The sequence below is a fragment of the Amorphoplanes friuliensis DSM 7358 genome, from assembly GCF_000494755.1.
GTDB classification, from domain to species: domain Bacteria; phylum Actinomycetota; class Actinomycetes; order Mycobacteriales; family Micromonosporaceae; genus Actinoplanes; species Actinoplanes friuliensis.
Genome location: NC_022657.1, coordinates 2,019,307 through 2,043,694, shown reverse-complemented (window position 1 = coordinate 2,043,694; position 24,388 = coordinate 2,019,307). Strand labels below are relative to the sequence as shown.

The following is a 24,388-nucleotide window of genomic DNA, read 5'->3' as shown; positions in this document are numbered from 1 at the left end:
CCTAACTATGTGGAATGTCGTGGGCCTCATCCTGCGACCTGACACAATGGGATGTCAAGGAGGTGCCGATGCCTGCCCGCCCGTTGAACGCCACAGCTGCGTCGTTGCTGGGATTTCTGCATGAGGGGCCGCTGTCAGGCTGGGATCTGGTGGCGACCGCGCAGGAGCGGATCGGGGATTTCTGGTCGCTGACGCAGAGCCAGGTCTACCGGGAGCTCTCCTCGATGGCTGCTGACGGGCTGGTCGAGGCGCAGGAGCGCGGGCGGCGCGACCGGCGGCCCTTTGCCATCACCGACGCCGGCCGGGAGGCTTTTGCCGTCTGGGTGTCGCGGGAGCCCGAGCCGGAGGCCATCCGGTTCCCGTTGCTGCTCACGATCATGTTCGGGCGATATCTTCCGCCGGGACGGTTGGCGGCGATCGTGGCGCGGCACCGGGAGGTGCACGCCGCACGGCTGGCCACCTACGAGCAGATCGAGGCCGAGCTTCCCTCCGGGGCAGCCGACGCCGAGCCGTACGCGGTGGCGACCCTGTCGTTCGGTCTTACCTATGAACGCGCCCTGCTGAACTGGTTCGATGCGCTTCCGGCAGCCGTCAAGGGCGAGGGGACCTGAGCGCGGATAGCATGAAGCGACCATCCGAGCTTGCGTCAGAAGCGAAAAGCCAAAAGCGGAAGCGAACCTGCCGAGGAGACCGCGTGAACACCGCGATCGTGCACATCGACTGCGCCACCGACTCGATTCCTGAGGTTGCTGAGGCGCTCGCGGCGCTGCCCGGTGTCAGTGAGGTCTACTCGGTGGCCGGGAACGTCGACCTGATCGCCATTGTGCGGGTGCCGCAGTTCGAGGACATCGCCGAGGTGATCGCCGGGCGGATCTCGAAGACGCCGGGGGTGCTCAACACCGAGTCGCACATTGCGTTCCGGGCGTACTCGAAGCACGACCTCGAGGATGCCTTTGCGATCGGGCTCCCCGACGCTGACTGATCGGTCTGACATACGAAGGCCGGACATACGAAAAAGGGGGCCCCGAGGGGCCCCCTTTGACGTTGGCGCTGTTACTGCTGCTGGCCGGAGGTGATCTCCTCGCGCTCCTCGCGCGCGGTGATCGGCGGCATGCCCGGCGAGACCGGGGCCTCGGCCGGCTTCTCGACCGGGTAGAAGAAGCCCTTCACCGCGGGCGCCAGGGCGCCGAGGCGGTTCATCTTCTTCGGGACGACCCAGCCGGCGTAGTCCAGCGGGAGCGGGTGGCCGTGGTCGTCCACCGGGCCGAGCGGCTGGTGGACCTCGTAGAACCGGCCGTCGGGCGACCGCTTGATGATGCCCGTCTCGACACCGTGGGCGAGGACCTCGCGGTCGTGCTGCTGCAGGCCCAGGCAGATGCGGACGGAGATCCAGTACGCCAGCGGCGGCAGGATCACCAGGCCGATGCGGCCGGCCCAGGTCATCGCGTTCAGGCTGATGTGGAACTTGTCGGCGATGACGTCGTTGCCGCCGGAGATCGTCGCGACGATGAAGAAGGTGAACGCCATCGCGCCGAGGCCGGTGCGCTCGGGTGCGTCGCGCGGCCGCTGGAGCAGGTGGTGGGAGCCCTTGTCCTTGAGACGGCGGGCCTCGATGAACGGGTAGAACATCGGGACCGTGGTCAGGGCGCCGAGGCCGACGACCGCGGGCCAGAACAGCGGCGGGATCACGTAGCCGTCGCCGATCGGGATGTCGATCTGCCAGGCCGGCATGAGGCGGACCAGGCCGTCCATGAACATGACGTACCAGTCGGGCTGGCTGGCCGAGGACACCTCGGAGGCGCGGTACGGGCCGAACAGCCAGATCGGGTTGATCTGGAACAGACCGGCCATCAGCGCGATCACGCCGAAGACGGCCATGAAGAAGCCGCCCTGCTTGAGCGCGTACCGCGGGAACATGCGCTCACCCACGACGTTGTCGTTGGTCCGGCCGGGGCCGGGCCACTGGGTGTGCTTCTGCGCGAAGACCAGGCCCAGGTGGACGCTGATCAGCGCGAGCAGGCCGCCCGGGATGAGCAGGACGTGCGCGATGTAGAAGCGGCCGATGATGAACTCGCCGGGGAACTCGCCGCCGAAGACCGACGCGGAGACCCAGGTGCCGACGACCGGGATGGACAGCATGATCGCCGAGGCGATGCGGAGGCCCGTGCCGGAGAGACCGTCGTCGGGGAGCGAGTAACCGGTGAAGCCGGCGAGGAAGCCGAGCAGGAACAGCGCGACGCCGATCGCCCAGTTCGCCTCGCGGGGCTTGCGGAATGCCCCGGTGAAGAAGATGCGCGCCATGTGCACGACGATCGACGCCATGAACAGCAGCGCCGCCCAGTGGTGCATCTGGCGCATGAACAGACCACCGCGCACCTCGAACGACAGGTGCAGCGAGGAGGCGTACGCCGCCGACATCTCGGTGCCGCGGAGGGCCGGGTAGGCACCCTCGTACGCGATCTCCCGCATCGACGGGTCGTAGAAGAGGGTCAGGAAGACACCGGTGAGCAGCAGGACGATGAACGAGAAAAGGGCGATTTCACCCAGCAGGAAGGACCAGTGGTCCGGAAAGACCTTGTTCAGCAGGCCGCGCAGTGGCGTAGCCGCCTTGTAGCGATCGTCCAGCCCCTTGCCGACGTTGGCGGGGACCTGGGCCAGATCGAGCTTTCGACGCTTCACGGCCGCTCCCAGAAGTCAGGCCCGATGGCCTCCTTGTAGTCCGACGCTGCCACGAAGAAGCCCTCGGCGTCCACCTCGATGGGCAACTGGGGCAGACGGCGACTGGCGGGACCGAAGATCGGGCGGGCGTTGTCGGTGATCAGGAACTGCGACTGGTGGCACGGGCAGAGCAGACGGTTGGTCTGCTGCTCGTACAGGCTGGCGGGGCAGCCGGCGTGGGTGCAGATCTTCGAGTACGCGATGTAGTTGCCCCACATCGAGTTCGCGTTGGTCGCGTCCGCGGCGTTGCGGCCCCGGGCGTCCTCGGCGTCGGTCGACCGCAGGTGGATCAGCAGGGTCGGCGAGTCCGCGTAGTGGTTGGTCGCGCCGCCCGGGATGCCGGGGAACACCGTGATCTGACCGCCAACGCTGACGTCCTCGGGCCGGACCGGGGTGCCGTCCTCACGGGTGAGGCGGACCAGGTTGCCGTCGTTCGGGACGGGGTCGAAGCCGGTGTGGTACATCATCGGCTCGTCGTCCTTGTGCGGGTTCTCGATGAGCCCGCCGATCAGCGGCGCCGCCGCGACCAGGCCCAGCGGCGCGAGGCCGAGGCCGATCGCCCCCTTGAGCAGCGGGCGGCGCTGGACACCCAGCTCCTCACCGAGGTACGCGATGGTCTGACCCGTGATCAGCCGGTCCTCGTCGCTGGACGGCGTGTTGTGCCGGTCCTGGATCGAGACCTCGTGGGGCAGGAGCTTCTTGGCCCAGGCGAGGATCGCGAAGCCGAGCGCCAGCAGCGAGACGCCCAGCGAGATGCCGAGAATCGGCGTGAAGAAGTCGCTGTCGGTGGCGCCGAGCTCGAACTCCCACGGCCACACGATGTAGAAGACCAGGAAGACGAGCGCCGCCGCGCCGGAGAGCAGGAACAGGAAGGCGATGTTGCGCACGACGCGCTTCTCGGCCTTGGAGTTGGTGCCCAGGAACTGCGACTCGTACGTGACGATCTCGATGTCGTCGCGCCGGGCGCCCTCGCGGACGATGTCGAAGCGGGACAGCCGCGGGTCGTTGACGTCGACCGGCTCGGTGCCGGCGCCGTGCGCCCCGTCCTTCACAACGGTCATGACTTCCCCGCAATCCACAGCGACGTGAAGACCAGGAGCGTGATGCCGACGACGAAGATCGCCAGGCCCTCGGTGACCGGGCCGTACCGGCCGAGGTTGAACAGGCCGCCCGGGTCCCTGTCCTCCTGCAGCTGCATCTTGACGTACGTGATGATCTCGCGCTTCTCGTCCGGGCTGAGCTCGTTGTCGCCGAAGACCGGCATGTTCTGCGGTCCGGTGAGCATCGCCGCGTAGATCTCCTGGGTGGTCGCGTCGTGCAGGCTCGGCGCGTACTTGCCGGAGGAGAGGGCACCGCCGCCGCCGCCGAAGCCGTGGCAGGAGGTGCAGTTGATGCGGAAGAGTTCGCCACCGGCGGCCAGCGCCTCGGGGTTCTCCTTCAGGTCGTCGGTCAGCTCGCCGCCCGGGATCTGCGGTCCGCCACCCAGCTCCTGGATGTACTGGCCCATCTGCTTCGTCTCGGCCTTGTCGAAGACCGGCCGCTTCTCCTCGGCCTGGGCCTCCTGGCGGGTCATCGGCATGCGGCCGGTGCCGACCTGGAACTCGACGGAGGCCGAGCCGACGCCGATCAGGGTCGGGCCACGACCCTCGACACCCTCGGCGTTGCGGCCGTGGCAGCTGATGCAGCTGTTGTCGAAGAGCGCCTTGCCCTCCTGCGCGGAGGCGGAGAGCTGACGGGTGTCATCGGCGAACGCACCCGGGGCGAAGGCGGTGTAGACGCCTCCGGCCAGCGCCAGCGCGGCGAGCATGCGGACAGCCGCGCCGAGGCGCCGGCGCGCCCGGCTCGGGGCCGACCGCCGCCGGTTGAACACCCGGAAGCGCCGGCCGGCGGGGGTGTCAGAAGTCATGGGTTGTGTCCCTCTGGGTTTTGACCTTGAAACTCTCACGGACGGACGGCTACTGCAGCCAGTAGATGATGGCGAACAGCGCGATCCACACGACGTCGACGAAGTGCCAGTAGTACGACACGACGATCGCCGAGGTCGCCTGCGCCGGAGTGAACCGGCCCATGGTGGTGCGGATCATGAAGACGATGAAGGCGATCAGACCGCCCGTGACGTGCAGACCGTGGAAGCCCGTCGTCAGGTAGAACATCGAGCCGTAGCCGTCGCCGTTGAGGGTCACGCCCTCGTGGACGAGGTTGCGGTACTCGTTCGCCTGGCCGAGCACGAAGATCAGGCCCATGACGAAGGTGATGGTGAACCAGCGTCGCAGCGCAAAGACGTCGCCCTTCTCCGCCGCGAACACGCCGAGCTGGCACGTGACCGAGGACAGCACGAGGATGACGGTGAAGAACGTCGCGTACGGGATCTTGAGGACCTCGGTGTGCTTCTCCCACTGGCTGTAGTCCGCAGCACGGATGGAGAAGTACATGGCGAACAAGGCCGCGAAGAACATGAGTTCACTGGAGAGCCACACGATGGTCCCCACGCTGACCATGTTGGGTCGGGTCAGCGAGTGGATCCGGCTCTTGTCGATGGCTGCCGCTGTCACGGGCTCATTATTGCCCCGCGATCACCCGAACATGTCGCGGGGGGCCTAATCCGCTCCGTGTCACTCCCCCGTCCAAGGATGGTCACGCTGCTGGGCCTAGCCTCAAGGGGTGCAGCACGCCGAATTGCCCGCGTTCACGATCGCCGCGGGGGATACTGTCCCCCCGCCGTTCAGCGTCGGTGAGATCTTCAGCCAGATCCGCCTGACCAGCCTGCTCGCGCTCTTCCTGCTGGTCGCGGCGGCCGTCTACCTGTACGGCGTCCACCGCATGCGGCAGCGCGGTGACCACTGGCCGCCGGGCCGCACGGTCGCGTTCATCGTCGGCGGCCTGGGCTCGCTCGCGGCCGTGACGGTCACCGGGATCGAGGCGTACGACACCACGCTGCTCAGCGTGCACATGGTGCAACACATGGTCCTGTCCATGGTGGGCCCGATCTTCCTGGCCCTCGGCGCACCGGTGACGCTGGCGCTGCGCACCCTGCCGGTCGATCACCGCAAGCTGCTGCTCCGCGTGCTCCACAGCCGCCCGGTCGCCGTGATCACGTTCCCGCTGGTCGCGTTCGGATTGTTCATCGCGAACCCGTTCGTCCTCTACTTCACCGGTCTCTACCGCGCGACCCTCGAGCACGCCTGGCTGCACGAGTTCATCCACGTGCACTTCATCATCACCGGCTGCCTGTTCTTCTGGCCGCTGCTGGGCCTGGACCCGCTGCCCAACCGCTGGCCCTACCCCGCCCGCGCCCTGCTCATGGTCCTGTCCGTGCCGTTCCACACGGTGCTCGGCCTGACGATCATGCAGAGCCGCACGCTGCTCGGCGGCGACTGGTACCCGAACCTGCACCTGGCCTGGTCGAACCCGTGGAACGACCAGGTCGTGGCGGGCGGCATCCTGTGGGCCGGCGGCGAGATCGTCAGCGTCACGATGCTGGGCATCCTGGTCCTGCAGTGGATCAAGCAGTCCGAGCGCGAGGCCAAGCGGATCGACCGGGCCCTGGACCGCGCCGAGGCCGCCGAGCAGGCCGAGGCCGTCACCTCGGCGACCAAGATCACAGACCGGACCGCCTCGGTACGACCACAGCCGGACGGCGACTGACCGGTTCGGTACGATCAGCGGGCACCTACGAGCGTCGGAACCGGGGCACACATGAGCGACAGCAAGCCGAAGCCGGACAAGTACACCGTCCTGCTCTACAGCGACGATCTCGCGGTCCGCGACCGGATCAGGCTGGCGATCGGCGTCCGTCCCGCCGCCGACCTGTCCGTGGAGTTCGCGGACGCCTCCACCTGGGAGGAGTGCCGGATCCTGCTGGACACGTACGAGATCGATCTGATGGTTCTCGACGGTGAGGCCTCCCCGGCCGGAGGTCTGGGCATCGCCCGCCAGACCAAGGACGAGTACGCCGACCCGCCGCCCACCTGCGTCGTGATCGCCCGTGCCGCCGACCGCTGGCTGGCCGCCTTCGCGCAGGTCGACGCGACCCTGGTGCACCCGCTCGACCCGGTGACCACCGGTCAGACCGTCGCCGGCCTGCTCCGCGGCCGCCGCAACGGCGTGATCCCGCTGGGCACCATGGGCACCCTCGGCTGAACTCCCCTCCCCCTTCCAGCCTCGACGCCCCCCGAAGGAGTGCCCGCCATGGGCGCACGTACCTGGCCGAACCTGCTGAGCGCCCTGCTGCGGGCCGAGGAGCTGTCGGCGCAGGACACCGCCTGGGCCATGGGCGAGATCATGGCGGGCAACGCCACACCGGTGCAGGTCGCCGGTTTTGCGGTGGCGCTGCGGGCCAAGGGTGAAACGCCCGGGGAGCTGTCCGGCCTGGTCCAGGCGATGCTGGCCAACGCCACGGTCGTGGATCTGCCGGAGGATGTCCGGGCCGACTCGGTCGACGTGGTCGGCACCGGCGGCGACCGGGCCCACACGGTCAACATCTCCACGATGGCCGCGATCATCACGGCGGCCTCCGGCGTCAAGGTCGTCAAACACGGCAACCGCGCAGCCTCCTCGGCCTGCGGCACCGCCGACCTGCTCGAATACTTCGGCATCCCGCTGGATCTCGGTCCCGAGGGTGTCAAGCGGACGGTCGCGGAGGCCGGGATCGGCTTCTGCTTCGCCGCCCGCTATCACCCGGGCATGCGGCACGCCTCGGTGACACGGCGCGAGCTGGGCCACCCGACGTTCTTCAACGTCCTGGGCCCGCTGACCAACCCCGCCCGGCCCCGCGCGGCGGCCGTCGGCTGTTTCGATCAGCGGATGGCGCCGGTGATGGCCGAGGTCTTCGCCGGCCGCGGCGACTCGGCCCTGGTCATGCGGGGTGAGGACGGCCTCGACGAGTTCACCACCGCGGCACCGACGCGGGTGTGGCTCGTCCGGGAGGGCACGGTCACGGAGTCCGTGGTGGACGCTGTCGACCTCGGCCTGCCCCGCAGCGAGCCCGGCGACCTGCGCGGTGGCGACGCGGCATTCAACGCCGACGCGGCGCTGCGGATGTTCGCCGGCGAGAAGGGCCCGATCCGCGACGCTGTGCTGGTCAACGTGGCTGCCGCGCTGGGCGCGCATGCGGGCTTCCCGGGCGAGTTCGCCGACACGATGCGTGCGGGCATCGCACGGGCCGCGGAGACCGTCGACTCGGGTGCCGCCACGGCGCTGCTCGGGCGCTGGGTCGAGGCCGCAAAGGCCGCCAAAGCCGCCGAAACAGTCTGACCCCAATATTTTCCTGACACGCCGGGCCGGTTTCCCGCACCGGCTCTTCCGTCGTGACAACGTTCGAATGACATTCGGGTAATTCCACCTTCCGGCGAAGAGGAGCCACCCGTGCGAAACCGTGAATTGCGCTGTGTCCTGTGTGACGCGGAGATGCCTTTCGAGACCCCGCCCTGCGCGGACGGCCACGAACAGGACTGTCCCGAACTCCTCTGCACCCGCTGCGGTGCCGCGGAGATCCTGGCGCCGGTCACCATCCGCGTGCTGATGTCCGCAGGGGGATCCCGGATCGCTCCCCAGCAGCGCCGCGCCGCCTGACAGCGCCGCAGAGAGCACAACCAGAAGGCCCGCACCCCCCGGGAGGGGATGCGGGCCTTTTCAGCGTCTGTTGCGTCCGGGTCAGTGCTCGGCCGGGTGGCGGGTGCCCGAGTAGTACTCGAACAGCAGGCCGCAGGCAGCGAAGACCACCAGGATCATGCCCAGGGCGACCAGCCACCACATCCAGAACACCAGTCCCAGACCGGCGATCGCGGCGGCCAGCGCCAGACCGAACGGCCAGTAGCTGCCCGGGCTGAAGAAGCCGACCTCGCCGGCGCCCTCCGCGATCTCACCGTCCTCGCGGTCCTCGGGACGCAGGTCGATACGCCGGGCGACGAACCAGAAGAAGCCGCCGCACATCGAGCAGAGCAGGCCGGAGAGGATGAGGGCGACAACGCCGATCCACTCCAGCTGCCCGGTCTGACCGTGGGTCCAGATGCCGTACACGGTGGCCGCACCGAAGAGGAAGACGGCGACGCCGGCGAAGATCTTGTATTCGGTCTTCAACTCGGGTTCCTACTTCCCTGCCGCGACGGGATCGTTGTTCTGGTTCCAGGACTGCCCGTGCCGGCGGGTGTCGAACGGCTGGGTAGTGATCGCGAAGCGGTCGTCACCGGTGTAACCGATCACGCCCATCGCGTCCTGGGTGGAGGAACCCGCCTCCTTCGCCGCGAGGAACTGGTCGAACTTCTCCGGGGAGACGACCACCAGCTCGAACTGCATGAAGGCGTGGTACGTGCCGCAGAGCTCGGCGCAGCGACCGACGTAGCGGCCCTCCTTGTCGAGGGTCACCTCGAAGGTGTTGCGCACGTTGCCCGGGAACACGTCGCGCTTGAAGAGCATCTCCGGGACCCAGAACGAGTGGATGACGTCCTTGCTGGTCTCCTCGAAGCGGATCTTCTTGCCCGTGGGCAGGACCAGCAGCGGGATGACGTCACTCGAGCCGAGCGTCGACGCGACCGTCTTGGCCTCGGCGCCGGGCGCATCGCGGTAGTTGAACTGCCAGTTCCACTTGAACGCGACGACCTCGACGGTCATGTCCGGCTTGGCCGACAGCTTGTCCACGTCGGTCTGCACGATCGCCGTGTAGTAGAAGAGCACCGCGACGATCAGCACCGGCGTGACCGTGTAGAGGACCTCCATCGGCATGTTGAACCGGGTCTGCACGGGCAGCTTGTCGCCACGCTTGCGGTACCGGATGACACACCAGAAGATCAGGCCCCAGACGAACACGCCCACGATCAGCGCGGCGATCGTCGAGGCGATCCAGAGGTCGTACATCTTGTGGGCCTGCAGGCTGATGCCGCCCTGCGGCCATCCGAAGCCACCGAAGGCGCTTCCGATCCCGTCGACGGAACAGCCCGACAGCAGGGCCAGCAGCATGGCACCACCGACACCGAGCCCGGCGAGCCGTACGACGCGCGGCCGTGCGACCGAACTCCTTGAGACCACCTGCTCCTGCCTCCCTAGAGCACCGCCCGGTGCGGAAATCCGGACACCGGCGGCAAGGTGTCACCGACGGTCGCACACTACTCGACCTGGCCCTGCCACCCGCTTACCGGGGGTCGGATCATGGGAGTACCCGTGTGACCACTGATCATGTGGACGATACCGTTCCGAGAGTGGAATACAGGGCCGTTCACGCCGGTGCGCCCGCCTACCTCGACGCCGCCTCGGCCACGCCGCTGCATCCGGTCGCCCGTCAGGCGCTGCTGGCCGCGCTCGAGGACGGCTGGGCCGACCCCGACCGGCTCTACAGCGCGGGCCGGCGGGCCCAGCAGCTGAGGGAGGCGGCCCAGGCCACCGTCGCCGAACTCCTGGGCGTACGCCCGGACGAGCTGTCCTTCGTGTCCTCCGGCACCGCCGCCGTCCACGCCGCGGTCCTGGGCGGACTGGCGGGACGGGTGAGAGTCGGCCGGACGCTGGTCCACTCCGCCATCGAGCACTCCGCCGTGCTGCACGCCGCGGCCCAGGGCGAGGCGGTCCCGGTCGGTGTGGATCTCCTCGGGCGGCTCGACCTGGACGCCTGGAACACCGCGGTCGCGGCACCCGGCGTGGCCCTCGCGAGCCTGATCAGCGCGAGTCACGAGGTGGGCACCGTGCAGCCCGTGGCGGCTGCGGCGGAAGCGTGTGCCGAGGCGGGTGTGCCGCTGTATGTCGACGCCGCCCAGTCCGTCGGGCGTTCGCCGGTGCCGCCGGGCTGGTCGCTGCTGACGGCCAGTGCGCACAAGTGGGGCGGCCCGCCGGGAGTCGGTGTGCTGGTGGTGCGCAAGGGCGTGCGCTGGCTGTCCCCGTACCCGGGTGATGATCGTCACCGGCCCCGGCCGACCGGCGCGCTGGACCTGCCCGCCGTGGTCTCCGCCGCGGCGAGCCTGCGAGCTGTCCTGGGCGAGGCGCAGACCGAGGCCGTGCGGCTGTCCGCCCTGGTCGAGAAGATCAGGGCGACCGTCGCGGCGACCGTGCCCGACGTCGAGGTCGTCGGCGACCCGGTCGAGCGGCTGCCGCACCTGGTGACCTTCTCCTGCCTCTACGTGGACGGCGAGGCGCTGCTGCACGCGCTCGACCGCCACGGTTTTGCGGTCTCGTCGGGCTCGTCGTGCACGGCGTCGACCCTGCAGCCGAGCCACGTGCTGGAGGCGATGGGTGTGCTCAGCCACGGCAACGTGCGCGTGTCGCTGCACCGGGGCACCACCGAGGCGGACGTCGACCGCTTCCTGGCCGTGCTGCCCGGCCTGGTCGCGGACATCCGCAAGGAGGCGGGAATGTGATCGAGGTGGACTCGCGGGGCCGGCGCTGCCCGCTGCCGATCATCGACCTGGCCCGGAAGATGCCGTCCGTCGAGGTCGGCGAGGTGGTCCGGGTGCTCGCGGACGACCCGGCGGCCGCCAACGACATCCCGGCGTGGTGCCGGATGAAGGGTCAGGAATACCTGGGCAGTCCGGCGCCGGACACCTACGACGTGCGCAGGCTCAGGTAGTCGACGACCGGGCCGACCGGCTCCTCGGCGAGGAACGTGTCGACGACCAACCGCGGGCCGAGGTAGGGCTCCCACTCGGCCTGACGTTCGAGGACCCGCACCCAGTCCGGGATGCCGTCATGGGCGCAGGCCGCAAATCGGGTCTCGACCCGGCGCCGGTGCTCGGCGTCGTCACCGCAGACGACCTCGACGACCCGGAGCGGGACGCCGAGGTTCTCCGCGAGCTCGGTCCAGAGCTGCCGGGCCGCCTTCACCGGGTTCACCGCGTCGATGATCACGTGGTGGCCCATCCTGAGCTGCGTCTCGGCCAGCGCCGCCACCACGCCGTAGGCCGCGTAACCGGGCCGGGGCTCGGAGACGTCGTACGACTGCATGGTGAAGTCGACCGTGTCGACGGCGAGCACCGCAGCCGGCAGCACCGCCCCCACCTGCTGCGCGAGCGTGCTCTTGCCAACGCCCGGCAGACCGGCGAAGACGGCGAGGACCATCTGTCTTACACCGCGGCCGGCAGGTGGGGCTGGACCTCCGCGGCGGCCTCGTCACCGTAGGAGTCGGCGAGGCGCTTGAGGAAGAAGTCCGGCTTGATGTCGTACTCCTGGGGGCCGACCGTCTCGAGGACGAGCGCGGCGATCAGCGAACCGACCTGGGCCGCCCGCTCGAGACCGACACCCCAGCCGAGCGCGGCGAAGAAGCCGGCGCGGAAGCCGTCGCCGACACCGGTCGGGTCCTCGGCGATGACGTCACGGGCGACCGGGACGTGGATGCGCTCGAGGCCGCGCCCGGTGATCTCGACGCCGTCCTTGCCCAGGGTGGTGACCCGGACCTTGACCTGCTCGAGGACCTGCTCGCTGGTCAGACCGGCCTTGGTCTCCAGCAGCGAACGCTCGTAGTCGTTCGTCATGAGGTAGTCGGCGCCGGTGATGAGCGTCAGCACGTCGCTGCCGTCCATGCGGGCGAGCTGCTGCGACGGGTCGGCGGCGAACGCGTAACCGCGGGCCCGGCACTCCTGCGAGTGACGGATCATGGCGGCCGGGTCGTTGGCGCTGACCAGCACCAGGTCGAGACCGCCGGCGCGCTCGGCGACCGGGGCGAGCTCGATGTTGCGGGCCTCGCTCATCGCACCCGCGTAGAACGAGGCGATCTGGTTGAGGTCGTCGTCGGTGGTGCAGACAAAACGCGCGGTGTGCGCGACCTCGCTGACGTGCACCGAGTCGCAGTTGACGCCGTGCCGCTCGAGCCAGGACCGGTAGTCGGCGAAGTCGGCACCGACCGCTCCGACCAGGATCGGGCGCAGGCCGAGCTTGCCCATCCCGAAGGCGATGTTCGACGCCACGCCGCCGCGCCGAACGACCAGGTCGTCGACGAGGAAGGAGAGCGAGACCTTGTGCAGCTGATCGGCGATCAGCTGCTCGGCGAACCTGCCGGGGAAGTGCATCAGGTGGTCGGTGGCGATCGAGCCGGTAACGGCGATCTTCATGTCGGCCCTCGAGGTCGGGTGCGATTACCGGGTGAGCCTACCGGCAGGGCGCCTGGACGACACCTGGGCGTCAACTGGTGGACATACGAACAGGGCCGCCCCGGAACGGGACGGCCCTGGACGAAGCGGCGATCAGTGGAACGAGTCACCACAGGCGCAGGAGTTCTGCGCGTTGGGGTTGTCGATGGTGAAACCCTGGGCGTCGATGCGGTCCGCGAAGTCGATCGTGGCACCCGCGAGGTAAGGCGAGCTCATCCGGTCCACGACGACCTCGACACCGTCGAAGTCGCTGACGACGTCACCGTCGAGCGAACGCTCGTCGAAGAAGAGCTGGTAGCGCAGGCCGGAGCAGCCACCGGGCTGGACGGCGATGCGCAGGCGCAGGTCGTCACGGCCCTCCTGCTCCAGGAGACGCTTGACATTGCCGGCCGCGACGTCGGTCAAAATGACGCCGGTCGGCGCGGCCGTGGTGGCCTCGGTCGACTCGGTGTGCGATTCAGTGGTCACGTTGCGGTTCTCCCTGCCGGTCCGGTGATGTGCCGTACCGGCCAACGCTAACGCTGTCCGGGTGTATTCCCAATCGCTGGGGGCGAGATGTCGCCCACCTGCTCAGCGGCTCCACAGCCGGGCCAGCCTGGCGGACACCTCCCGCAGCCCGCGGGCGGGCTCGGCCATCGCCTGCTCCACCGAGCCGAAGTGGTCGACCAGAGCGTACGTCTCGGTGACGCCGGCGCTCGCGGCCTCGCGGTGACCCGTCTCGTTGCGACCGGCGATGACCACGCACGGCACACCCCGGTCGCGGGCGCCGTTGGCGATGCCGGCCGCCACCTTGCCGCGCAGCGACTGGTGATCGAACGAGCCCTCCCCCGTGATGACCAGGTCGGCCACGTCCAGCTGGGCCTCCAGGCCGATCAGGGAGGTGATCAGGCCGATGCCCGACACCACCTCACCACCGAGGGCCAGCAGGGCGGCACCGATGCCACCGGCCGCGCCGCCACCCGGCAGCGTCCGCAGATTGTCGATGGCGAAGGCCTGCTCCAGGACACCCGCGAAGTGGTCGAGCGCGGCGTCCAGACGCAGGACGTCCTCCCTGGTGGCGCCCTTCTGCGGGCCGTACACACTGCTGGCGCCGTGCAGGCCGGTCAGCGGGTTGTCGACGTCGGTGGCCGCGACCAGCCGCACCTGGCGCAGCCGGGGCGCACCCTCGAGCGCGGCCGCGGTGATCAGCGGGGCACCGCCGTAGGGCAGGGCGTAGCCGCTCTCGTCGACCGGTCCGGCGCCCAGCGCGGCGAGCATCCCCGCACCCGCGTCGTTCACCGCGGAGCCACCCAGCCCGACCACGATCTCGGTCGCCCCCGCCTCCACCGCGGCGGCCAGGAGCAGACCCAGCCCGTACGAGGTGGTGACGTTGACGTTGCGCTCTTGGGGGGTGAGCAGGTGGAGGCCGCAGGCCTGGGCGCTCTCGACGTAGGCCGTGCCGCCGGCCAGCAGGACGTCACCGCGGGCCGGACGACCGAGGGGGTCGACGGTGTCCACGGCGAGCCGGCGCCCGTCCAGCGCCGTGGCGAGCACCTCCACGAAGCCCGGGCCGCCGTCGGAGAGCGGGCGCAGGACCGTCTCGTCGCCCGGGGCGGTCTCGTGCCAGCCCGCGGCGACGGCGGTGGCGACCTCGGAAGCTGTCAGGGTGCCCGCGAACTTGTCCGGGCAGATCAGTACGCGCACGCTGAGAAGGTACAGGCAGCACACAGGTAGGCATGAGACGGTTACTCCATGGCTACCCTCATGCAGCGACTGCAGATGTTCCTCCGCAGCCCCCAGGGGCAGCGGATCGTCCAGAAGGGTCAGCAGCAGCTGGCCAAGCCGGAGAACCAGGCCCGGCTCCGCAAGATCGCGACCCGCATCCAGAGCCGTAAGCGCTGAGTGCCCTAAGACACCCTCTCGACGGCCGACGGCACGGCAACGTTGTGGAAACATGAAGCCGTGACGTCTACCTGGACCGAACCCTCGAACACCGCCACGGCGCTGCTGCTGCTCGGCCGGGGCACCGACCCCGCCAGTGAGCGTGGCGTCGACTGCCCCGGCGATCTGCCGGCGGCCAGCGACCCGGACCTCGTCGCGCGGGCCACCGCCGCCAAGGCGGCACTCGGCGACCGCGTCTTCGTGCTCGGCCACCACTACCAGCGCGACGAGGTCATCCAGTTCGCCGACGTGACCGGTGACTCGTTCAAGCTCGCCCGCGAGGCCGCGGCGCGCCCCGACGCCGAGTTCATCATCTTCTGCGGTGTGCACTTCATGGCCGAGAGCGCCGACATCCTCACCGGCCCGGGCCAGCGTGTCGTGCTTCCCGACCTCGCAGCCGGCTGCTCGATGGCCGACATGGCCGTGCTGGGTCAGGTCGAGGCGGCCTGGGACGAGTTCACCGACCTGGGCATCGCGGACGACATCGTCCCGGTGACCTACATGAACAGCTCCGCCGACATCAAGGGCTTCGTCGGGCGCAACGAGGGTGTCGTCTGCACCTCGTCCAACGCCAAGCGGGCTCTGACCTGGGCGTTCGAGCGGGGTCAGAAGGTCTTTTTCCTCCCCGACCAGCACCTCGGCCGGAACACCGCCGTCCTCGAGATGGGTCTCACGCTCGACGACTGCGTCCTCTGGGACCCGCACAAGCCGCACGGCGGGCTCACCCCCGAGCAGCTCCGCGAGGCCAAGATGATCCTCTGGCGCGGGCACTGCTCGGTGCACGGCCGTTTCACCCTCGACAGCGTCCGCGAGGTCCGCGAGCGCGTGCCCGGCGTGCGCGTGCTGGTCCACCCCGAGTGCCGCCACGAGGTCGTCCGCGCGGCCGACGAGGTCGGCTCCACCGAATACATCATCAAGGCGCTCGACGCCGCGCCCGCCGGCTCGTCATGGGCCGTCGGCACCGAGCTCAACCTCGTCCGGCGGATGGCACTCGCCCACCCGGACAAGCAGATCATGTTCCTCGACCGGGCGGTCTGCTACTGCTCGACGATGAACCGCATCGATCTCCCGCACCTCGTGTGGTCCCTCGAGGAGCTCGTGGCGGGTCGCGTCCCCAACCAGATCTCGGTCGACGCCGACACCGCGAAGTACGCCCGGGTGGCGCTCGACCAGATGCTCGCCCTCCCCTAAACGATCACTCTTCGTAATCGGTGATGAGCCGTGCGCACGGCTCCACCTTTTTGTTGCCTTAATCATCAGCAATTCGTGCCGCCCTGGGCGTTGTGGTGATTTCTGCAACGGTCACTCAGGGCTATGCTGCCCGGGCGGCAGCCGCAGGTCCCCCAGACACGGCTGCACCCCTATTCGTTCCCGGGCGCGCCGACGCGCCCCCCTCTGGAGGTTGCGTTGACCGACGACGTCCTGGCCGTACACGGCGGTACGCCGCTGCACGGACAGATCCGGGTCCGTGGCGCCAAGAATCTGGTTTCCAAGGCCATGGTGGCCGCCCTGCTGGGCGAGTCGCCCAGCCGGCTCTTCGACGTGCCGCGCATCCGCGACGTGGAGGTCGTCCGCGGCCTGCTCGGCCTGCACGGTGTCAAGGTCAGTGACGGCGCCGACGACGGCGAGCTGGTCATGGACCCCACCAACGTGGAGAGCGCCAGCAGCGACGAGATCAACGTGCACGCCGGCTCGAGCCGGATCCCGATCCTGTTCTGCGGGCCGCTGCTGCACCGCCTCGGCCACGCCTTCATTCCCGACCTGGGCGGCTGCCACATCGGCCCCCGCCCGATCGACTTCCACATCCAGGCACTGCGCCAGTTCGGCGCGGTCGTCGACAAGACGCCCGAGGGCATGCACCTCACGGCGCCGAACGGCCTCCACGGCACCAAGCTGGAGCTGCCGTACCCGAGCGTCGGCGCCACCGAGCAGGTGCTGCTCACGGCCGTCCGCGCCGAGGGTGTCACCGAGCTGCGCAACGCGGCCATCGAGCCCGAGATCATGGACCTCATCTGCGTGCTGCAGAAGATGGGCGCCATCATCACCGTGCACACCGACCGGGTCATCGAGATCCTCGGCGTGCCGAAGCTCCACGGGTACAACCACAAGCCCATCCCGGACCGCATCGAGGCCGCCAGCTGGGCCGCCGCGGCGCTCGCCACCCGCGGCGAGATCGAGGTCCTGGGCGCGCAGCAGGCCGACATGATGACGTTCCTGAACGTCTTCCGGTCGATCGGCGGCGAATTCGAGATCACCGACGCGCGCGTCGCCCGCCAGGGTGTCACCGGCGTCGAGGGCGGCATCAAGTTCTGGCACCCGGGCGGCGAACTCAACGCCGTCGCGCTGGAGACCGACGTCCACCCCGGCTTCATGACCGACTGGCAGCAGCCGCTGGTCGTCGCGCTGACCCAGGCCCGCGGCCTGTCGATCATGCACGAGACCGTCTACGAGCAGCGCCTCGGATACACCGAGGCACTGAACACGATGGGCGCCACGATCCAGGTCTACCGCGACTGCCTCGGCGGCACCCCGTGCCGCTTCGGCCGCCGCAACTTCAAGCACTCCGCCGTCATCGCCGGCCCGAGCAAGCTGCACGCCGCCGACCTGGTCATCCCCGACCTCCGCGCCGGCTTCAGCCACCTCATCGCCGCCCTCGCAGCCGAAGGCACGTCCCGCGTCTACGGCGTCGACCTGATCAACCGCGGCTACGAGGACTTCGAAGGCAAGCTCTCCGCCCTCGGCGCCCTGGTCGAACGCATCTAGGCCCCTTTTGCGAAACCGCGTCGACATTTTGTCGGCGCGGTTTCGGCTTTGTCGGCCCTCTTGGCTACTCTGCTGGGGTGTCCTCGCTGTTTCGCCGAAAGTCCACCGACCTCGTCTCCGACGCCACCGCCACGGTGACCTCCGAGCCCGAGCAGTCGGCCGCGTCCAAGCCCAAGGCCTACACCCCCTCCAAGAAGGAGCTGGGTGTCGCCACGCCGAAGCGCACCAGCGCCCAGCGCCGGCACGACACGGCAGCGGCCCCGGCCAACCGCCGCGAGGCCTACAAGCAGATGCGCGAACGCCAGCGCGTCGAACGCGCCGAATCCGCCGCCGGCATGCGCGCCGGTGACGAGCGCTACCTCCTCGCCCGCGACCGCGGCCCGGAACGCGCCCTGGTCCGCGCCATCGTCGACTCCAAGCGCACCGCCGGCACCTGGTTCTTCGCCGGCGCCATCATCGTCTTCATCGGCTCGACGGGCGCGATGCCGCCGGTGGTCCAGCTCGCCGCCAACCTGCTGTGGGCGATCCTCGCCATCGCCGTGATCGTCGACAGCATTTTGATCTCGCGCCGGGTGAAGAAGCTGGTCAGCGCGCGTTTCCCGGACACTACTCAGCGGATGGGGGCCCTTTATCTGTACGGCATCATGCGAGGCCTGACCTTCCGCCGGATGCGCGTCCCTAAGCCTGCGGTCGAGCTCGGCGACAAGGTCTGAGGCGCCCTTCTTTCGGAACGACAGGCCCTTTCGAACGCTGATCGTTCCTGGCTGCGTGGTCTGGACTCCGGCTCACGCTCTCCTGATCAAGGGGCTGAGCGCTGCAAGATCCGGGGGTGGTCGTGCCTGGTTGCAGGGGGCTGACCGTTGCTCACGCCGAGGTTGGACGCGGCCGATCGCACCGGCCCCGGTGATGCCCACCGCCAGCCACGTCCGCTGGTCACACGGCCGCCTGGGCCACGTCGGCTGCCTCGTCGTGCTGCCACCAAGTCACGGCGGTCATGCCAGCGACCTGGACACGCCGCCGGGGCCACCGGCCGCCAGGCCGGTACTCCGCCCGCCAGCAGGTCACGCCGCAACTCGGCCAGGGGGTCAAACGGCCGCCGCCGTGGCCCAACTTCGATGAAGTTGGGCTTCTCCGAGCCGCGTATGGCCCGACATCGTTGAAGTTGGGCCTACGGGAGGCGTCGTTTGGGCCGACATCGCTGATGTTGTGGTGACCTTGAAGCCCGATCGCCAGCGCCTCGACGCCACGATCGCGCGGGGCTTGCTGATCACCCGGCCGCTGCCGCCGCCCAACTTCGGCGAAGTTGGGCTTCTCCGAGCCGCGTATGGCCCGACATCGTTGAAGTTGGGCCTACGGGAGGCGTCGTTTGGGCCGACATCGCTGATGTTGTGATGACCTTGAAGCCCGATCGCCGGCACCTTGTCACGCGGGCCACGCTCATCACCTGGCCACTACCGTGGCCCAACTTCGGCGAAGTTGGGCCTATCCGAGCCGCGCACGGCCCGACATCGTTGAAGTTGGGCCTACCCGAGCCTCGTATGGGCCGACATCGCTGATGTTGTGACGACCTTGAAGCCCGATCGCCGGCACCTCGACGCCACGATCGCGCGGGACTTGCTCATCACCCGGCCGCTGCCGCCGCCCAACTTCGGCGAAGCTGGGCCTGTCCGAGCCGCGGATAGCCCGACATCGGTGAAGTTGGGCCAACGGGAGGCGTCGTTTGGGCCTACATCGGTGAAGTTGGGCCTATCCGAGCCGCGCATGGCCCGACATCACTGATGTTGTGACGACCTTGAAGCCCGATCGCCGGCACCTCGACGCCTCGATGGCGCGGGGCTTGCTTGTCACCCGCCCGCGGCCGCGCCCAACTTCGGTGAAGTTGGGCCTGTCCGAGCCGCGCATGGCCCCGACATCGTTGATGTTGTGGTGACCTTCAAGCCCGATTGCCGGTGTCTCGGTTACCGGGGCTATGCCGGTCATCCGACTACTGGGCTTCTGCGTGTCCACGTTCGCTGTGGGGAACCGTGCGCGGCGGTGATTAGTTGATGCCGGCTAGGCGGAGTAGGGCGGCGGTTCCTGCCGCGGCGAGGACGACCACGACGAATGGGGCCTTGCGCCAGGCCAGGAGGGCGCCGACCGCGACGCCGGCTGGGCGGGCGATGCCGGCGAAGCCTGCGCCTTCCATCAGGGCTGCGGTGGTGGCCAGCGCTGCCAGCAGGGACGCCGCGGCCATCGGGAGCAGGCGCTGCAGGGAGTCTGAGAGTTCCAGGCGGTCGCGGAGCATCACGCCGCTGAGGCGCATTGTGTAGGTGCCTACGGCCAGGGTAAGGATTGCGGCGATCAGCACGGCGCCTCCTCGGTCTTGGTGTGATGCTCAGCTGTTTGATCTGAGGTGGCTGGGTTCCCGCGGCGGGGACGGACCACCGTGAGGAGGCCCAGCAGAGCGCACAGGACCGGGAGGCCGGCCGGGAGCACCGGCGTGAGCGCAACCGCGATCGCCGCGCCGGTCAGGGCGACCAAGCGGGTGTCGCGGTCTCGGAGGGACGGGAGGATCAGGGCGATCAGGCCGGCGGGGAAGGCCGCGTCCAGGCCCAGGGCGGCCGGGTCGCCGGTGGCGCCGCCGAGCCAGACTCCCAGGGCGGTGCCGAGGTTCCAGGACGTGAAGAGGGTGATGCCGATCAGCCAGTACGTGCGGCGGCGGCGGGCCGGGTCCTTCTCGGCGAGGGTGAACGCGACGACCTCGTCGGTCATCAGGTGGCTGCCGATGAGGCGGTCGCGGAGGCGGGGGCCGACCGTTTCCGAGACTGCCAGGCCGAACGGCAGGTGGCGGGCGTTCAGGAGCAGGCCGGCGAAGACCGCGGCCAGGGGGTTGCCGGCGGCGATCAGGCCGACCGCGAGGAACTGTGCGCCGCCCGCGAACACCGCGGTGGACATCAGGAACGGTACCCAGGTGGGCAGGCCGTAGGCGATGGCGATCGCGCCGAAGGAGGCGCCGACGGCGATCATGGCCGCGGCGATGGCAACGGCGTCGCGGAGGAGGGCGCGGTCCGGTGTTCGCTTTGGCGTACTCATGGTTCAAAATAATGAACGTAGGCGTAGCGTTCGTCAAACCGAACGATCCGATCGACGGAGTGAACATGTCGCAGCCCGGCAGCCCGCTGTCCACCATCGCCGCCGCCCTGCGCCGTGAGCGGGAGCGTGTCGGGATCTCGCTCGCCGAGCTGGCCCGGCGGGCGGGACTCGCCAAGTCGACCCTGTCGCAGCTCGAGTCCGGCACCGGAAATCCCAGCGTGGAGACCCTCTGGGCGCTCGGCGTCGCGCTCGGGGTGCCGTTCAGCCGCCTGGTCGAGCCGCCCGCGCCGCCGATCCGGGTGATCCGGGCCGGTGAGGGGCCGCGGCTTCCGTCCGATCACGCTGACTTCTTCGGTACGTTGCTCGCCGCCGGCAGCACCCATGCGCGCCGTGACCTGTACGTGGTGGAGCTCGAGCCGGGCACGGGACGGCAGGCCGAGGCGCACATCCCCGGGAGCATCGAGCACCTGGTCGTCGCGGCGGGACGGATCCGGACCGGGCCCTCGGGTGACGAGGTCGACCTCGGTCCGGGCGACTACGTGATGTTCCCCGGTGACGTCCCCCACCGCTACGAAGCCCTCGAACCCGGCTCCTGGGCGATCCTGCTCATGGAACACCGCTAGGACGCGTACAGGCGGGCCACGACGTCTTCGATGTCGGGTTCGACCAGGGAGAGGTCGCGCAGGGAGGAGAGGGCCGCCAGCCGGCCCACGACCGCTCCGGCCGTGTCGCCGGCCAGGTCGAACGAGGCACGGTGGCCCTCCGCCTCGACCGAGACCAGCGTTGCGCCCTCGACCGTGAAACCCGTCGGCAGGGGTGCGTCGAGGTCGACGACGAGGCGGCGGCGGGACCCGTACCGGGTGTGGAGGGCTTCGATCGTGCCGTCGTGGACGACCCGGCCGTGGTCGATGACGACCAGGCGGCGGCAGAGGCGTTCGATGTCGGCCAGGTCGTGGGTGGTGAGCACCAGGGTGACGTCGCCGGTGGCGCCGAGCTCGGCCAGGAACGAGCGGACGGCCTGTTTGCTGACCACGTCCAGGCCGATGGTCGGCTCGTCGAGGAACAGCACCTCGGGACCGTGCAGGAGTGCCGCGGTGAGCTCGCCGCGCATGCGCTGGCCGAGGGAGAGCTGGCGCACCGGCGTGTCCAGGAACGCCTCCAGGTCGAGGAGGCCGACACACCGGCGCAAGCGGGCGGCGTGCTCGTCCGGGCGTACCCGGTAAATGTGTTTGAGCAGGCGGAACGACTCGCGCAGGGGCAGGTCCCACCAGAGCTGGGAGCGCTGCCCGAACACCACGCCGAGGCGCAGCGCGAGCCGGGTGCGTTGCGGGACCGGCTCCAGACCGCAGACCGACACGTGGCCGCCGGACGGGGTGAGCACGCCCGTCAGCATCTTCAGCGTGGTCGACTTGCCCGCGCCGTTGGGGCCGATGTAGCCGACCATCTCGCCGCGTTCGATGCTCAGGTCGATGCCGTCGACGGCCGCCACGGTGCGTTTCTCCCGGCGGAAACGGCCCGCTTTGACCCGTACCGTGAAGTCCTTGCGCAGTTGATCCATCTTGATGACTGTCATGATCCTGTGCTCCGGTAGTGCCGGATGCCGGACCGCCAGACGGCGGCGGCGAGGGCGGCCGCGACCAGCGCGACCAGCGGCGAGACAAAACCCGCCCAGGTGGGCAGGCCCAGCGGATCGGCCCGGCCCAGGAGCGCCAGCGCCGGCTGATAGGCCACAAAACCAAAGCCCAGCCCGTACGCGAAGACGGCGCGGAACCACCCGGCGTACACGGGTGTGGGGTAGGCGGTGAAATCGCGGCCGCCGTAGGTGAACGCGCTGCCGACCTCGCCGGAGTCGACCCACCAGAACGCCAGGCTGGCGCTGAGCACGAAGATCGAGGCGAAGAAGACCGCACCGGCGAGCGGCGTGATCACCAGCAGCGTGACACGCGCCGGGGTCCAGTCGATGGGGTTGACGGTGAGGGCGACGGCCAGCACCCCGAAACCGACGACCAGGCGCAGGGCCTTGCGCAGGGGCAGATCCATGAGGACGAGCTGCATCAGGACACCCAGCGGGCGGACCAGGACGGCGTCCATCGCGCCGGTGCGGACGTACGTCTTGAGCCTGTCGATGTTGCCCACCGTGAAGTCGGCGAGGGCAAAAGCGCATGACGACAGGCTGACGATCAGCAGACCCTGGCTCAGCGTGAACCCGGCGACGGTGCTCGTGGCCTGGAAGATCACCAGAACGGCGAGCACGTCGAGCGCCGTACCCCCGATGTTGGTGATCATCTCCACGATGAACGACGCGCGGTACGACAACAGCGACCGCCACTGCCCACCGAACAGCGCGGCGTACGCCCGCAGCTCAGCCACCCTGGGCCACCAGCCTGCGCTCGGCGCGGCGCTGGACCACCGCGCACAGCGCGAGGAGCACCGCGGCCCAGACGGCCTGGAGAACGACCAGACCGGCCTGGAGCGGCGCCGCGTCCCGCTCGATCAGCACATCCAGGGGCGTCTGCAGGAAACCGGGGAACGGTGTCGCAACCCACAACGTCACCGCAAGCCAGTCCGGCAGGAACCGCAACGGGAAATACAGGCCGGCCAGCACACCGGCGGACAGCGTCCACAGCATGATCGGCCCGCGGGCGTCGTGCAGCCAGTACGCGGTGGCGTTGACCAGAAACCGCATCGCCAGACTGCCGATGACGGCGAACACGATCGAGACGGCGAACAGCGGCACCGTGAACCAGCGGCCCGGCAGGTACAGATCGAAGAAAATCAGGCCGACCACCAGCGGCGGGACGAACCGGAAAATCATCGCATGCCAGGCGCGGCCCAGGTCAGGGGCGAGATATCCGATCACCGGATGAACCGGACGTAACAGATCAGCGGTCACTTCACCGGACCGGATCCGGTCGGACAACTCGGTCCAACCCCACAAGGAAACTACGGTGAGCAACCCCTGCCCCACCCACACGAACGTGGCGAGCTGCTCCGGGCCGTAACCCGCGGGCCGGCCCCCGGCCACACCCGCCGCCACAGCGAGCAGCACGTAACAGCGGAGGAACCCGAAGACGATGTTCGTGAACGATCCGGCTATCGTCGCCTGCCGGTAGGTGGCGTACCTCTGGAAACCCGACCAGGCGAGCGCACCGAACGTAGCGAAGGAGTCCCGGAACGGACGGCGCGGAGAGATCTGAGGCACCCTGGCGTCGAGCCCGTCCACGCCGTTAATCTCCTTTCACAAACCCCTGCAGCGGAGCCGGGCGACTGTACCCGGTGCCCCGCCCTGCCACCGAGCAATTTCCGACAAGGTGGATGATCGTCGTGACGGAGCGTAGCCAGACATCCGGCGCCCAGAGGGCTGCCCGATGAACGGCTGGAGCTCGCACTCCGGCGCCGACCGCTGGGACGACGAACCCGCCTGGGTCTACGAGATCACCTGGGAATGGGAGCCGCTCCCCGGCCAGCGCTACCCCGGCGACCCGGGCCGCCGCCGAGCCGTCCACCAGCCCGTCTACGACGCTTCCCGCGCCGCCGAAGCCGCCTCCCAGTGGGACGCCGACTTCCGCACGATCGCCCAGGCTTCCGGACCACCGGCCCGGCCCGTCTCACCCGCGGCGGGCCGCGCCTCGGTCAGCCGCCCACCCCAGCCGCCACCGTCGTGGTCCGGCCCTGACTCGCGTACGCCGTACGTCGCCGGTCCCCCACCCTCGTCGCCGGCGCCTTCGTCTTCGCAGCCGTCCTGGAACAGGCCCGTGCCGCTGCCGGAGCGGCTCCCGGAAGCCCAGCGCCCACAGTCAGCACCTCCTCTGTACGGCGCGCGGCCGGGTGCTGTGCCGCCTCAGGATCCG

At 69.4% G+C, this 24,388-nt stretch carries 28 protein-coding genes; 13 read left to right on the top strand and 15 right to left on the bottom strand.

Going from position 1 to position 24,388, the window contains the following annotated elements:
* The first annotated feature begins 68 nt into the window (after positions 1 to 68).
* Together AFR_RS09560 and AFR_RS09555 are read left to right on the top strand one after the other, a co-directional pair.
* Positions 69 to 611 carry a PadR family transcriptional regulator gene (locus AFR_RS09560; protein WP_023359801.1) on the top strand — a complete coding sequence of 181 codons (543 nt, stop codon included), beginning with the start codon at positions 69 to 71 and terminating at the stop codon, positions 609 to 611.
* A gap of 83 nt (positions 612 to 694) precedes the next feature.
* Positions 695 to 982: an Lrp/AsnC family transcriptional regulator gene (locus AFR_RS09555; RefSeq protein ID WP_023359799.1), complete on the top strand. Its 288-nt coding sequence runs from the start codon at positions 695 to 697 to the stop codon at positions 980 to 982.
* A 71-nt stretch (positions 983 to 1,053) separates the two neighbouring features.
* Here the strand turns inward: AFR_RS09555 and qcrB are convergent, their stop codons facing one another.
* The 4 genes from qcrB to ctaE are packed head-to-tail and all read right to left on the bottom strand — an operon-like array spanning position 1,054 to position 5,270.
* Positions 1,054 to 2,679, bottom strand: a complete 1,626-nt coding sequence (qcrB, locus tag AFR_RS09550; protein WP_023359797.1) for a cytochrome bc1 complex cytochrome b subunit — start codon at positions 2,677 to 2,679, stop codon at positions 1,054 to 1,056.
* Entirely contained in the window at positions 2,676 to 3,779 is a 1,104-nt protein-coding gene (qcrA, locus tag AFR_RS09545) for a cytochrome bc1 complex Rieske iron-sulfur subunit (protein ID WP_023359795.1), read from the bottom strand. Before qcrA ends, qcrB begins: the two co-directional genes overlap by 4 nt.
* Positions 3,776 to 4,624, bottom strand: a complete 849-nt coding sequence (gene qcrC / locus AFR_RS09540) for a cytochrome bc1 complex diheme cytochrome c subunit (RefSeq protein WP_023359793.1) — start codon at positions 4,622 to 4,624, stop codon at positions 3,776 to 3,778. The genes qcrA and qcrC overlap by 4 nt, the downstream gene beginning before the upstream one ends.
* A gap of 49 nt (positions 4,625 to 4,673) precedes the next feature.
* Positions 4,674 to 5,270, bottom strand: a complete 597-nt coding sequence (ctaE, locus tag AFR_RS09535) for an aa3-type cytochrome oxidase subunit III (protein WP_023359791.1) — start codon at positions 5,268 to 5,270, stop codon at positions 4,674 to 4,676.
* 109 nt (positions 5,271 to 5,379) lie between these two features.
* Between ctaE and AFR_RS09530 the strand changes: the two genes are divergently transcribed.
* From AFR_RS09530 to AFR_RS09515, 4 genes are all read left to right on the top strand, one after another.
* Positions 5,380 to 6,363, top strand: coding sequence for a cytochrome c oxidase assembly protein (locus tag AFR_RS09530; protein WP_041840729.1), 984 nt, complete (start codon positions 5,380 to 5,382; stop codon positions 6,361 to 6,363).
* A gap of 51 nt (positions 6,364 to 6,414) precedes the next feature.
* Positions 6,415 to 6,858 carry a transcriptional regulator gene (locus AFR_RS09525; RefSeq protein WP_023359787.1) on the top strand — a complete coding sequence of 148 codons (444 nt, stop codon included), beginning with the start codon at positions 6,415 to 6,417 and terminating at the stop codon, positions 6,856 to 6,858.
* Positions 6,859 to 6,906: 48 nt separating this feature from the next.
* Positions 6,907 to 7,971, top strand: coding sequence for an anthranilate phosphoribosyltransferase (gene trpD, locus AFR_RS09520; protein ID WP_023359785.1), 1,065 nt, complete (start codon positions 6,907 to 6,909; stop codon positions 7,969 to 7,971).
* A 111-nt stretch (positions 7,972 to 8,082) separates the two neighbouring features.
* Positions 8,083 to 8,289 carry a hypothetical protein gene (locus AFR_RS09515; protein WP_041840728.1) on the top strand — a complete coding sequence of 69 codons (207 nt, stop codon included), beginning with the start codon at positions 8,083 to 8,085 and terminating at the stop codon, positions 8,287 to 8,289.
* 81 nt (positions 8,290 to 8,370) lie between these two features.
* Here the strand turns inward: AFR_RS09515 and AFR_RS09510 are convergent, their stop codons facing one another.
* Together AFR_RS09510 and ctaC are read right to left on the bottom strand one after the other, a co-directional pair.
* On the bottom strand, positions 8,371 to 8,796 hold the full coding sequence (locus AFR_RS09510) for a cytochrome c oxidase subunit 4 (protein ID WP_023359781.1): 426 nt from the start codon (positions 8,794 to 8,796) through the stop codon (positions 8,371 to 8,373).
* 9 nt (positions 8,797 to 8,805) lie between these two features.
* Positions 8,806 to 9,672, bottom strand: coding sequence for an aa3-type cytochrome oxidase subunit II (gene ctaC, locus AFR_RS09505; protein ID WP_052359674.1), 867 nt, complete (start codon positions 9,670 to 9,672; stop codon positions 8,806 to 8,808).
* 239 nt (positions 9,673 to 9,911) lie between these two features.
* Between ctaC and AFR_RS09500 the strand changes: the two genes are divergently transcribed.
* Together AFR_RS09500 and AFR_RS09495 are read left to right on the top strand one after the other, a co-directional pair.
* Positions 9,912 to 11,057 (top strand): cysteine desulfurase family protein, encoded by a 1,146-nt coding sequence (locus AFR_RS09500; RefSeq protein WP_023359777.1) that lies wholly within the window; start codon positions 9,912 to 9,914, stop codon positions 11,055 to 11,057.
* Positions 11,054 to 11,266 carry a sulfurtransferase TusA family protein gene (locus tag AFR_RS09495; RefSeq protein ID WP_023359775.1) on the top strand — a complete coding sequence of 71 codons (213 nt, stop codon included), beginning with the start codon at positions 11,054 to 11,056 and terminating at the stop codon, positions 11,264 to 11,266. The genes AFR_RS09500 and AFR_RS09495 overlap by 4 nt, the downstream gene beginning before the upstream one ends.
* Here AFR_RS09495 and AFR_RS09490 read toward each other — a convergent pair.
* From AFR_RS09490 to AFR_RS09475, 4 genes are all read right to left on the bottom strand, one after another.
* Positions 11,242 to 11,754 (bottom strand): P-loop nucleotide/nucleoside kinase family protein, encoded by a 513-nt coding sequence (locus AFR_RS09490; RefSeq protein ID WP_023359773.1) that lies wholly within the window; start codon positions 11,752 to 11,754, stop codon positions 11,242 to 11,244. The genes AFR_RS09495 and AFR_RS09490 overlap by 25 nt on opposite strands.
* 5 nt (positions 11,755 to 11,759) lie before the next feature.
* On the bottom strand, positions 11,760 to 12,743 hold the full coding sequence (locus tag AFR_RS09485; protein ID WP_023359771.1) for a carbohydrate kinase family protein: 984 nt from the start codon (positions 12,741 to 12,743) through the stop codon (positions 11,760 to 11,762).
* Between the two features lie 132 nt (positions 12,744 to 12,875).
* On the bottom strand, positions 12,876 to 13,250 hold the full coding sequence (locus AFR_RS09480) for a HesB/IscA family protein (RefSeq protein WP_023359769.1): 375 nt from the start codon (positions 13,248 to 13,250) through the stop codon (positions 12,876 to 12,878).
* 102 nt (positions 13,251 to 13,352) lie between these two features.
* Positions 13,353 to 14,489: a glycerate kinase family protein gene (locus AFR_RS09475; protein WP_023359767.1), complete on the bottom strand. Its 1,137-nt coding sequence runs from the start codon at positions 14,487 to 14,489 to the stop codon at positions 13,353 to 13,355.
* A gap of 24 nt (positions 14,490 to 14,513) precedes the next feature.
* Here AFR_RS09475 and AFR_RS47100 point away from each other — a divergent pair, with 24 nt between their 5' ends.
* The 4 genes from AFR_RS47100 (at position 14,514) to AFR_RS09460 (ending at position 18,178) form a co-directional block, all read left to right on the top strand.
* Positions 14,514 to 14,663, top strand: coding sequence for a hypothetical protein (locus AFR_RS47100; RefSeq protein WP_023359765.1), 150 nt, complete (start codon positions 14,514 to 14,516; stop codon positions 14,661 to 14,663).
* Positions 14,664 to 14,723: 60 nt separating this feature from the next.
* On the top strand, positions 14,724 to 15,893 hold the full coding sequence (gene nadA / locus AFR_RS09470; protein WP_023359763.1) for a quinolinate synthase NadA: 1,170 nt from the start codon (positions 14,724 to 14,726) through the stop codon (positions 15,891 to 15,893).
* Positions 15,894 to 16,109: 216 nt separating this feature from the next.
* Positions 16,110 to 17,465, top strand: coding sequence for a UDP-N-acetylglucosamine 1-carboxyvinyltransferase (gene murA, locus AFR_RS09465; RefSeq protein WP_023359761.1), 1,356 nt, complete (start codon positions 16,110 to 16,112; stop codon positions 17,463 to 17,465).
* Positions 17,466 to 17,542: 77 nt separating this feature from the next.
* Positions 17,543 to 18,178: a DUF3043 domain-containing protein gene (locus AFR_RS09460; protein WP_023359759.1), complete on the top strand. Its 636-nt coding sequence runs from the start codon at positions 17,543 to 17,545 to the stop codon at positions 18,176 to 18,178.
* A 1,325-nt stretch (positions 18,179 to 19,503) separates the two neighbouring features.
* Here the strand turns inward: AFR_RS09460 and AFR_RS09450 are convergent.
* Positions 19,504 to 19,812, bottom strand: coding sequence for an AzlD domain-containing protein (locus AFR_RS09450; protein WP_023359757.1), 309 nt, complete (start codon positions 19,810 to 19,812; stop codon positions 19,504 to 19,506).
* Entirely contained in the window at positions 19,806 to 20,537 is a 732-nt protein-coding gene (locus AFR_RS09445; protein WP_023359755.1) for an AzlC family ABC transporter permease, read from the bottom strand. Before AFR_RS09445 ends, AFR_RS09450 begins: the two co-directional genes overlap by 7 nt.
* Positions 20,538 to 20,602: 65 nt before the next feature.
* Between AFR_RS09445 and AFR_RS09440 the strand changes: the two genes are divergently transcribed.
* Positions 20,603 to 21,160, top strand: a complete 558-nt coding sequence (locus tag AFR_RS09440; RefSeq protein WP_041841961.1) for a helix-turn-helix domain-containing protein — start codon at positions 20,603 to 20,605, stop codon at positions 21,158 to 21,160.
* Here AFR_RS09440 and AFR_RS09435 read toward each other — a convergent pair.
* The 3 genes from AFR_RS09435 to AFR_RS09425 are packed head-to-tail and all read right to left on the bottom strand — an operon-like array spanning position 21,157 to position 23,760.
* Entirely contained in the window at positions 21,157 to 22,110 is a 954-nt protein-coding gene (locus AFR_RS09435; RefSeq protein WP_023359751.1) for an ABC transporter ATP-binding protein, read from the bottom strand. The genes AFR_RS09440 and AFR_RS09435 overlap by 4 nt on opposite strands.
* Positions 22,107 to 22,907: an ABC transporter permease gene (locus AFR_RS09430; RefSeq protein WP_023359749.1), complete on the bottom strand. Its 801-nt coding sequence runs from the start codon at positions 22,905 to 22,907 to the stop codon at positions 22,107 to 22,109. Before AFR_RS09430 ends, AFR_RS09435 begins: the two co-directional genes overlap by 4 nt.
* Positions 22,900 to 23,760, bottom strand: a complete 861-nt coding sequence (locus tag AFR_RS09425) for an ABC transporter permease (RefSeq protein ID WP_023359748.1) — start codon at positions 23,758 to 23,760, stop codon at positions 22,900 to 22,902. Before AFR_RS09425 ends, AFR_RS09430 begins: the two co-directional genes overlap by 8 nt.
* Positions 23,761 to 24,388 lie beyond the last annotated feature (628 nt).

What these genes read in the sequence shown, in the direction of transcription:
- AFR_RS09560 (WP_023359801.1), top strand. Translation starts at nt 69, where the DNA reads ATGCCTGCCCGCCCGTTGAACGCCACAGCTGCGTCGTTGCTGGGATTT.
- qcrA (WP_023359795.1), bottom strand. Translation starts at nt 3,779, where the DNA reads ATGACCGTTGTGAAGGACGGGGCGCACGGCGCCGGCACCGAGCCGGTC.
- qcrC (WP_023359793.1), bottom strand. Translation starts at nt 4,624, where the DNA reads ATGACTTCTGACACCCCCGCCGGCCGGCGCTTCCGGGTGTTCAACCGG.
- AFR_RS09525 (WP_023359787.1), top strand. Translation starts at nt 6,415, where the DNA reads ATGAGCGACAGCAAGCCGAAGCCGGACAAGTACACCGTCCTGCTCTAC.
- trpD (WP_023359785.1), top strand. Translation starts at nt 6,907, where the DNA reads ATGGGCGCACGTACCTGGCCGAACCTGCTGAGCGCCCTGCTGCGGGCC.
- ctaC (WP_052359674.1), bottom strand. Translation starts at nt 9,672, where the DNA reads ATGCTGCTGGCCCTGCTGTCGGGCTGTTCCGTCGACGGGATCGGAAGC.
- AFR_RS09490 (WP_023359773.1), bottom strand. Translation starts at nt 11,754, where the DNA reads ATGGTCCTCGCCGTCTTCGCCGGTCTGCCGGGCGTTGGCAAGAGCACG.
- AFR_RS09485 (WP_023359771.1), bottom strand. Translation starts at nt 12,743, where the DNA reads ATGAAGATCGCCGTTACCGGCTCGATCGCCACCGACCACCTGATGCAC.
- AFR_RS47100 (WP_023359765.1), top strand. Translation starts at nt 14,514, where the DNA reads ATGGCTACCCTCATGCAGCGACTGCAGATGTTCCTCCGCAGCCCCCAG.
- AFR_RS09445 (WP_023359755.1), bottom strand. Translation starts at nt 20,537, where the DNA reads ATGAGTACGCCAAAGCGAACACCGGACCGCGCCCTCCTCCGCGACGCC.
- AFR_RS09440 (WP_041841961.1), top strand. Translation starts at nt 20,603, where the DNA reads ATGTCGCAGCCCGGCAGCCCGCTGTCCACCATCGCCGCCGCCCTGCGC.
- AFR_RS09435 (WP_023359751.1), bottom strand. Translation starts at nt 22,110, where the DNA reads ATGACAGTCATCAAGATGGATCAACTGCGCAAGGACTTCACGGTACGG.